We start from the raw sequence: 262 nt of genomic DNA, 5'->3' as shown, positions 1-262 counted from the left end.
CGGGCTATTCGCACCACAACCACGAAGGCCGGGTATGGCGTCCGGGAATGGTACGCTTGCCCCCACTGTATGAAGCGGGCTGCAAAGCTGTATATCGGCAAGAAAGACATTGGCTGCCGGGCGTGCTGGAAACTTCGCTATAAAAGCCAGAGTGCCGACAGACTGGACAGGATGCGCATGAAGATACGCCAGCAGCGATACGCGATTTGGGGCAACAATGACCTTACCAATAATCTGTTTAATGACATTCGCATGTTCCCGA

The 262-nt window shown here is 53.8% G+C and carries 1 pseudogene; it reads left to right on the top strand.

Annotation, left to right across the window (positions count from 1 at the left end):
- A pseudogene (locus tag HX884_RS27700) lies at positions 1–262 on the top strand (hypothetical protein); the annotation flags it as partial.

This window comes from Enterobacter sp. SECR19-1250, from assembly GCF_013391025.1.
Taxonomy (GTDB): Bacteria; Pseudomonadota; Gammaproteobacteria; order Enterobacterales; family Enterobacteriaceae; genus Enterobacter; species Enterobacter cloacae.
Note: the sequence above shows the minus strand (reverse complement) of the source record. Positions and strands in the feature narration are given on the sequence as shown.